Consider the following 8,138-nt stretch of genomic DNA (forward strand, 5'->3'; position numbering starts at 1 on the left):
CACTACCTTAAATACAGAATCTGTTCAGTTAGATCAATTAATTTCTTTTGTTGCAGATTATTTCGAAAAACCTGTTTTAGATGAGGATAACGAAGAAGATGAAACTGTTATTAAAACAGAACAAGTTATATTTTTAATAGAAGCATCGGGTTATGGATTTTCTAAAGAAGATGAGATTATTCTACAACAAGCTTTTAAATTTATTAATCAGCGGTTAACATCAGAAGATAACATCTCTATTGCTTTTTATTCAGGAAAGAATGGATTGTTAATAAAAAAAGAATCACCTAAAGATATTAAGAAAATACTTCATTCATTAAGTCATTGTAAAGTAATAGAGACTTATAAAGATGGTATTGGAGAAAGTTATGTGTATGCTAATTCAATTTTGAATCCAAACGCAAGAAACACAATGGTTTTTGTTAGAAACCCAAACAAATCTGTAAAGCAATCACCTATAAGAATAGATGAGAATATTGTAACAGAAACCACTAAGAAATCTAAAAATGGCACAGTTGTATTATTAACCGCTATAACATTATTGCCAGAATTAATAAACGTATTAAAAGATTAATTATATAAATTAAAAAGAATGTTTTTATTCCTAATCTTGATGTATAAAACTCATCAAAACCTTTTTTTCTTTTAACTGTTTTTTAGCTAAATAATGATTTCGTTCAAAAGTTTCAAGATCTGTTCCTTTACAAATACCATAAGAATAATGATATTTTAATATCTCATAATCTAATTCTGTTAACTCAAAATTTTGATCTGCACAGCCAGAGAAGAAATGCTTACATTCTAAATTGGATTCATTATAATTAAAATGACCTAAAGAGGTTACAAATTTCTTTTTTAGTGCGTTAAGCTTTAATTGATTGTAAATTCAGAATCATCTAGAATCCTTAAGGATAGTCTATGCATTTGATTTTTTCCATTCCAATAGACATAATAATCTGTTTGAGTAAATTCCATAATTCTGGGTTTGTATTGAAAATCAGAATCTAGATAAATAATATAATTAGAATCTTTTGGGTTCTTCACTTCATATATATTTAAAGAGTCTATTTTTTGACTTATATTTTTAGTGAATTTTAAAAATTCTTTTTTAACTTTTTTATCGAAAGAATTAGAAATATACATTTTAATATCATCTTTCCAATAATGCATATAAGATTTGTTCTTTGATGAATCTTTAATTTTTTTATAAACTACTTTTTTATAAATTTTTAAAAAATTATCATCTTTATATTCATATGCTACTTTAGTTCCTTTAGGCTCTTTGTATAGTTCATCAAAAACTAAAGTATCATTCTCTCTAAATATAAAGCTTAAAGAATCTTTTTTTGTTAATGGTCTTTTATATTTTTGTTTAAAATGTTTTAATGGAATATATGCCTTTTTTTTATTCGTATTAATTGTTTGACTAGTAGAATAGTTAAAGCTAAACCCTATAATTAAAAATATAATTTTAATCTTATTCATAAATTTATTTTAATAAGTTTATAAAGTTTTTATAATTTATTTTAACCGGATAAATTTGATTATAATGTGATTTTAATAAAATAATATCATAGTCAGAAAGCTCATCAACTAATATTGTTTCTTTATTTAAAATTGAATTTTTTTCAGCTTTATCACTTCTATAAAAATGAGTTAGACTTAGATAGAAAATAATTTTTAATTTACTACTTAAGTATTTATTACTAAGTTCTGATTTGCTAATCTTTAAAATTCCGTTATAATATTTTTTGTTTTTATTTTGATTTAAATCGTATGTGATTTTAGTATAGAGTTTTGTTTTAGATTCTTCATTGTTTAATGAATTCAAAACTTCTTTTGAATATGCAGAGATATCTGCTTCATACACTTTAAAATAATAATTTGCGTCTTCTATATTGGTAGTAATTGAAATTTTTAAATTAGGTATAGAATTAAAGCCATTAATATAATCGGTGAAATCATTAATTATATTTTTTGGAATTAATTTATCAAAATAAATATTGATTGGACAATTCCACTGATATAGATATCTGTCTGGTTTATAACCAAATGCGTGGAATTTATATCTATTAATTAAAAATGAATCTTTTAAGAATAAATCTTTGTTAAAATTTAATACTTGTTTATTAATTATTAAACTATCTGTACTTATTGTTTTTTTTACAGGAAATAAAACTTCATTTACTATTTTGTTTTTATTAATAGTAATAATATCTCTATATGGAATACTATCTTGAGAAAAACATATAAATGAAACTAATAAAGCCGTAAGTATTATAATCTTAGTCATAGACTAAACCTGTAAAATTCCCATGTTAAATTGCTTCTCAATAGGTGCGTGATTTGCAGCTTCTATTCCCATAGAAATCCAAGTTCTAGTATCTAAAGGATCTATAACTGCATCTGTCCAAATACGAGATGCTGCATAATAAGGTGATACTTGATTATCGTATCTCGCCTTTATTTTATTATATAGTTCTTCTTCTTTCTCAGGTGTAATTTCTTCGCCTTTCTTTTTAAGCGATGCTTTTTCTATTTGTAACAATACTTTAGCAGCACTTTTCCCACTCATAACGGCTAATTCTGCACTTGGCCAAGCTACAATTAATCTTGGGTCGTAAGCTTTTCCACACATGGCATAGTTTCCTGCACCATAACTATTCCCTAAAATAATAGTGAATTTTGGAACCACAGAATTTGATAATGCGTTTACCATTTTAGCACCATCTTTTATAATACCAGAATGCTCACTTTTACTACCAACCATAAAACCAGTAACATCTTGTAAAAAGACTAAAGGAATTTTTTTCTGATTACAATTAGCCATAAAACGTGTTGCTTTATCGGCACTATCATTATAAATAACACCGCCAAATTGCATTTCCGTTGGTTTCGTTTTAGCAGACTTTGTTTTAACTAGTTTACGTTGATTAGCTACAATTCCAACAGCCCAACCATCAATTCTTGCATACGCAGTTATTATTGTTTGTCCGTAACCTTCTTTGTATTCATCAAATTCAGAGCCATCAACTAAACGCTTAATAATGTCGCGCATATCATATTGATCTGCTCTAGATTTTGGTAAAATACCGTATATTTCTTCTTCTTTTTCTTTAGGTTTTTCTGCTGCAGCTCTATTAAATCCTGCTTTATCAAAATCACCTATTTTGTCAAAAATACGCTGTATTTTTTCTAAACAATCTTTATCATCTAAAGCTTTATGGTCTATAACTCCTGAAACTTCACAATGAGTAGTTGCTCCACCTAAAGTTTCATTATCAATAACTTCTCCAATAGCTGCTTTTACTAAATAGCTTCCAGCAAGAAAGATACTTCCTGTTTTATCTACAATTAAAGCTTCGTCACTCATAATTGGTAAATAAGCGCCACCAGCAACACAACTTCCCATAACCGCAGCAATTTGAGTAATTCCCATACTACTCATAACTGCATTATTTCTAAAAATACGTCCAAAATGTTCTTTGTCTGGGAAAATTTCATCCTGCATTGGTAAATAGACACCAGCAGAATCAACTAAATATATAATTGGCAGCTTGTTTTCTATAGCAATTTCTTGAGCTCTTAAATTCTTTTTTCCAGTAATTGGAAACCAAGCTCCAGCTTTTACGGTAGCATCATTTGCAACAACAATACATTGTTTGCCTTTTACATAACCCATTTTTACTACAACACCACCAGAAGGACAACCGCCATGTTCTTCGTACATGCCATCTCCAGCAAAAGCACCAATTTCTATACTTGGTTTTTTACTATCTAATAAATAGTCTATACGTTCTCTAGCTGTTAATTTTCCTTGACTATGTAACTTCTCAATTCGTTTTTTTCCACCACCAAGTTTTACTTGTGCAAAACGCTTTTTTAAATCAGAGACTAAAAGTTTATTGTGGTCTTCGTTTTTATTGAAGTTTATATCCATAGCTGTGTTGTGTAAATTTTGAACGAAATTACAAAATTGCATTACTTTAAGAAAACGTTATGGTTATTTATTTATTAATAGTTCATTAAAATATAAAACAAGGAATTAGTTTCCTTGGAATATAAATTTATTTATTTTACATTTGTATTATAAAAAAAATATTAATCCAATTAATTTATAACAAGATGAAAACACAAAAAATAATCCATTACGCTACAAAAAGTCTGTTTACCGCATTAATGCTTTTTTCAATAAGTATGTATTTGTTTAATAACGAAGCTATAAGAGGAGCTTTTATAGGTTTTGGGTATCCAGCATATTTAGTTTACCCTTTAGCATCAGCTAAGCTTTTAGGATTAATAGCAATTTGGCAAACAAAATTTAAAACTATTAAAGAATGGGCTTATGCAGGGTTTACATTTAATGTAATTTTAGCCTTTTTTGCACATACAATGATTAATGATGGCGAACATTTATTTGCATTAATAGGGATAATCTTATTAGTAACGAATTATATCACTTATAAAAAACTAAACCAATAAATATAGAAAAGATGAAAAAAATCATAGCATTTGCAGGAAGTAATAGTAATACATCAATTAATAAAGAGCTGGTAACGTTTGCAGGAAGTTTATTAGTAAATACAAAAGTAGAAGTTTTAGATTTAAACGATTTTGAAGTGCCAACGTATAGTGTAAATATTGAGCAAGTTTCTGGAATAGATGAAAACGCTAAGAAATTTTATAATAAATTAGAAGAAGCAGATGGATTAATAATTTCTTTAGCAGAACATAATGGTTTTTATACTGCAGCTTTTAAGAGTTTGTTTGATTGGCTAAGTAGAATTAATATGAAAATGTTTCAAAACAAACCCGTTTTGTTAATGAGTACTTCTCCTGGAGGAAGAGGCGGACAATCTGTTTTCGATTTTGCTTCTACTAGTTTACCAAGACATGATGCAAATATTGTTTCAACATTTTTATTACCTTCTTTTGGAGATAATTTTAATGATGGAACATTAGTGAATCCAGAACTTTTAAAAGAACTAACTAAATCTGTAAAAGATTTAGAAGCATCAGTTTTAAAATAATAACGCATTATGGGAGATTTAGCTAAGGACATTAATTCAGCCTTTGAAAGCGAACAGCAAAAAGCATTACTTAATATATTATACACATCAAATTATATAGCAAGTTTACAAAACGATTTTTTCAAAACTTTTGGTTTATCACCACAGCAGTATAATATTCTAAGAATTTTAAGAGGAGCAAAAGAGCCTTTAAAAGTTCAGACTATTAAAAGTAGAATGATAGACCGATCTCCAAACGTAACTCGATTAACAGATAAGTTAATAGACAAAGGATTAATAGAACGTTTTAATTGTGAAACAGATAGACGCGTTGTTCATATTCAAATTACTCAAAAAGGGTTAGAGCTTTTAACCAATATTCCTTCAGCTAAAAACAAATTAATAACAAAAGATTTAACAACGGAAGAAGCTAAAACATTAAATAGCTTATTAGATAAATTAAGACCATAATTAAAATTACAGTTATGAGAAAAGTAATACATAAATCAGAAGAAAGAGGTCAGGCTAATCACGGTTGGTTACAAGCAAAACATTCTTTTAGTTTTGCACAATATTTTGATCCTAATAAAATCCAATTTGGTGCTTTACGTGTTTTAAACGATGATATTATTGCCCCAAGTATGGGATTTGGAACACATCCACATGATAATATGGAGATTATTACAATTCCATTATCTGGTGTTTTAAAGCATAGAGATTCTATGGGAGATAACGAATGGCAAGAAATAAAAGCAGGTGAAGTACAATTAATGAGCGCTGGTTCTGGTTTGCAACACTCTGAAATAAATGCATCAACAACAGAAGAACTAAAATTGTTTCAAATCTGGATTATGCCAAATGAGAAGAATGTAAAACCGCGTTATGATCAAGCTTTTTTTAAGACAGAAGATAGACAAGGACAACTTCAAACTTTAGTAACAGGTTTCTCTAGTCAAGAAAAGGGGTTGAAAATTCATCAAGATGTTACTTTATCAAGAATAGATTTAAAAGAGAATGAATCTTTTATATATAAGTTAAACGATGAACGTAATGGTGTTTATACAATGGTGATTTCCGGAAATATTAAAGTTGATAAAGATAATTTAAACACAAGAGACGCTATTGGTTTAAGCGATATTAAAGACTTTAATATTGAAGCTAAATCTAACACAGAATTATTATTTATAGAAGTGCCAATGTTTTAGTAATTAAAAAACTATAAAAAAATAGAGGTTTTTCCTCGTAAAAAGCAGCTTTTTAGCTGCTTTTTTTGTTAAAATAAACGATATTTGCTTTTCTATTTTTAAAAAGAGAAGATTATGGGAATGAATAAAAATACAGTTTTAGCTTGGGCTACAACAATAATGATAATAGTAGGATTAGCATTAATAGCATTAGGCGCTTTTAGATACGATGATGTTGCAGGTTATGGTTTTGCAGCTGTAGGTATTGGCTTTTTTGCTATTGCTTGGGTTTTTAATGCTTTAAAAGGACGAGTTTAAACTAATCAACTATAAAACAAAAAATAATGGCTGACGATAAAAAAATTATATTTTCAATGACTGGCGTTACAAAAACGTTTAAGTCGGCAAATACACCAGTATTAAAAAATATTTATTTAAGTTTCTATTTCGGAGCGAAAATAGGAATTTTAGGTCTTAACGGGTCGGGTAAATCCACTTTATTAAAGATTATTGCAGGAATAGATAAAAATTTCCAAGGAGATTTAACTTCAGATGCAGAATTTACTACAGGTTATTTAGAACAAGAACCGCAATTAGATCCTGAAAAAACAGTTTTAGAAGTTGTTAAAGAAGGCGCAGCAGCAACAGTAGCAATTCTTGATGAGTATAATAAAATAAACGATATGTTTGGCTTAGAAGAAGTTTATTCTGATGCAGACAAAATGGATAAGTTAATGGCACGTCAAGCTGTTTTACAAGACGAGATTGATGCTGCTGGAGCTTGGGAATTAGATACTAAGTTAGAAATTGCTATGGATGCGTTACGAACGCCAGATGGTGATAAGAAAATTGGTGTGCTTTCAGGAGGAGAGAAACGTCGAGTGGCGCTATGTCGTTTATTATTACAAGAACCAGATGTGTTATTGTTAGATGAACCAACTAACCACTTAGATGCAGAATCTGTACATTGGTTAGAAATGCACTTAGCACAATACAAAGGAACCGTAATTGCAGTAACTCACGATAGATATTTCTTAGATAATATTGCAGGTTGGATTTTAGAATTAGATAGAGGTGCAGGTATTCCTTGGGAAGGAAACTACTCGTCTTGGTTAGATCAAAAATCTAAACGTATGGCTCAAGAATCTAAAACAGCATCTAAACGTCAAAAGACTTTAGAACGCGAATTAGAATGGGTAAAGCAAGGTGCTAAAGGAAGACAAACTAAGCAGAAAGCGCGTTTAAAGAATTACGATAAATTAATGAGTCAAGATCAACAACAGCTTGACGAAAAATTAGAAATCTATATTCCAAATGGGCCACGTTTAGGAACTAATGTAATTGAAGCTTCAGGTGTAAGTAAAGCGTTTGATGATAAGTTACTTTACGAAGATTTAAACTTTAATTTACCGCAAGCAGGAATAGTTGGAGTAGTTGGACCAAATGGTGCTGGTAAAACCACTATTTTTAGAATGATAATGGGTGAACAACAACCTGATAAAGGTGAGTTTAAAGTCGGAGAAACGGCAAAGATTGCTTATGTAGATCAAGCGCATAGTAATATAGATATGGATAAAACCATTTGGCAAAACTTTAGCGATGAGCAAGAGTTAATCCTTATGGGCGGAAAAGAAGTAAACTCTAGAGCTTATTTAAGTCGTTTTAATTTCTCTGGAAGCGAACAAAACAAAAAAGTAAGTATGCTTTCTGGTGGAGAACGTAACCGTTTGCATTTAGCAATGACACTTAAAGAAGAAGGTAACGTATTGCTTTTAGATGAACCTACTAACGATTTAGATGTAAATACATTAAGAGCTTTAGAAGAAGGTTTAGAAAACTTTGCTGGTTGTGCAGTAGTTATTTCTCACGACAGATGGTTTTTAGATAGAATATGTACTCATATTTTAGCTTTTGAAGGAAATTCTGAAGTGTATTTCTTTGAAGG

General features: G+C 29.2%; 10 protein-coding genes. 7 read left to right on the forward strand and 3 right to left on the reverse strand.

What is annotated here, in order from left to right; genetic code table 11:
• Nucleotides 1-574, forward strand: a 574-nt coding sequence (locus tag ACFDSN_RS11250) for a hypothetical protein (RefSeq protein ID WP_375239954.1), incomplete at its 5' end; no start/stop codon positions are given.
• Nucleotides 575-870: 296 nt separating this feature from the next.
• On the opposite strand, the gene ACFDSN_RS11255 is transcribed toward ACFDSN_RS11250, so the two are convergent.
• The 3 genes from ACFDSN_RS11255 to ACFDSN_RS11265 are packed head-to-tail and all read right to left on the reverse strand — an operon-like array spanning nucleotide 871 to nucleotide 3,940.
• A complete protein-coding gene (locus ACFDSN_RS11255; protein ID WP_375239955.1) occupies nucleotides 871-1,485 on the reverse strand; it encodes a hypothetical protein in 615 nt (204 codons plus the stop codon).
• Between the two features lie 4 nt (nucleotides 1,486-1,489).
• Entirely contained in the window at nucleotides 1,490-2,293 is an 804-nt protein-coding gene (locus ACFDSN_RS11260) for a hypothetical protein (RefSeq protein WP_375239956.1), read from the reverse strand.
• A 3-nt stretch (nucleotides 2,294-2,296) separates the two neighbouring features.
• Entirely contained in the window at nucleotides 2,297-3,940 is a 1,644-nt protein-coding gene (locus tag ACFDSN_RS11265; protein WP_375239957.1) for an acyl-CoA carboxylase subunit beta, read from the reverse strand.
• Between the two features lie 185 nt (nucleotides 3,941-4,125).
• On the opposite strand from ACFDSN_RS11265, the gene ACFDSN_RS11270 reads away from it, so the two are divergent.
• From ACFDSN_RS11270 to ettA, 6 genes are all read left to right on the forward strand, one after another.
• A complete protein-coding gene (locus ACFDSN_RS11270) occupies nucleotides 4,126-4,482 on the forward strand; it encodes a DoxX family protein (RefSeq protein ID WP_375239958.1) in 357 nt (118 codons plus the stop codon).
• An 11-nt stretch (nucleotides 4,483-4,493) separates the two neighbouring features.
• Nucleotides 4,494-5,030 carry an NADPH-dependent FMN reductase gene (locus tag ACFDSN_RS11275; protein ID WP_375239959.1) on the forward strand — a complete coding sequence of 179 codons (537 nt, stop codon included), beginning with the start codon at nucleotides 4,494-4,496 and terminating at the stop codon, nucleotides 5,028-5,030.
• Nucleotides 5,031-5,039: 9 nt separating this feature from the next.
• Nucleotides 5,040-5,480 carry a MarR family winged helix-turn-helix transcriptional regulator gene (locus ACFDSN_RS11280; RefSeq protein ID WP_375239960.1) on the forward strand — a complete coding sequence of 147 codons (441 nt, stop codon included), beginning with the start codon at nucleotides 5,040-5,042 and terminating at the stop codon, nucleotides 5,478-5,480.
• Between the two features lie 14 nt (nucleotides 5,481-5,494).
• Entirely contained in the window at nucleotides 5,495-6,214 is a 720-nt protein-coding gene (locus ACFDSN_RS11285; RefSeq protein WP_375239961.1) for a pirin family protein, read from the forward strand.
• Between the two features lie 120 nt (nucleotides 6,215-6,334).
• Nucleotides 6,335-6,511 carry a CAL67264 family membrane protein gene (locus ACFDSN_RS11290; RefSeq protein ID WP_190246267.1) on the forward strand — a complete coding sequence of 59 codons (177 nt, stop codon included), beginning with the start codon at nucleotides 6,335-6,337 and terminating at the stop codon, nucleotides 6,509-6,511.
• 26 nt (nucleotides 6,512-6,537) lie between these two features.
• A partial coding sequence (gene ettA / locus ACFDSN_RS11295; RefSeq protein WP_375239962.1) for an energy-dependent translational throttle protein EttA occupies nucleotides 6,538-8,138 on the forward strand: 1,601 nt, incomplete at its 3' end.

This window comes from Aurantibacter sp. (assembly GCF_042094015.1).
Classification (GTDB): domain Bacteria; phylum Bacteroidota; class Bacteroidia; order Flavobacteriales; family Flavobacteriaceae; genus Aurantibacter.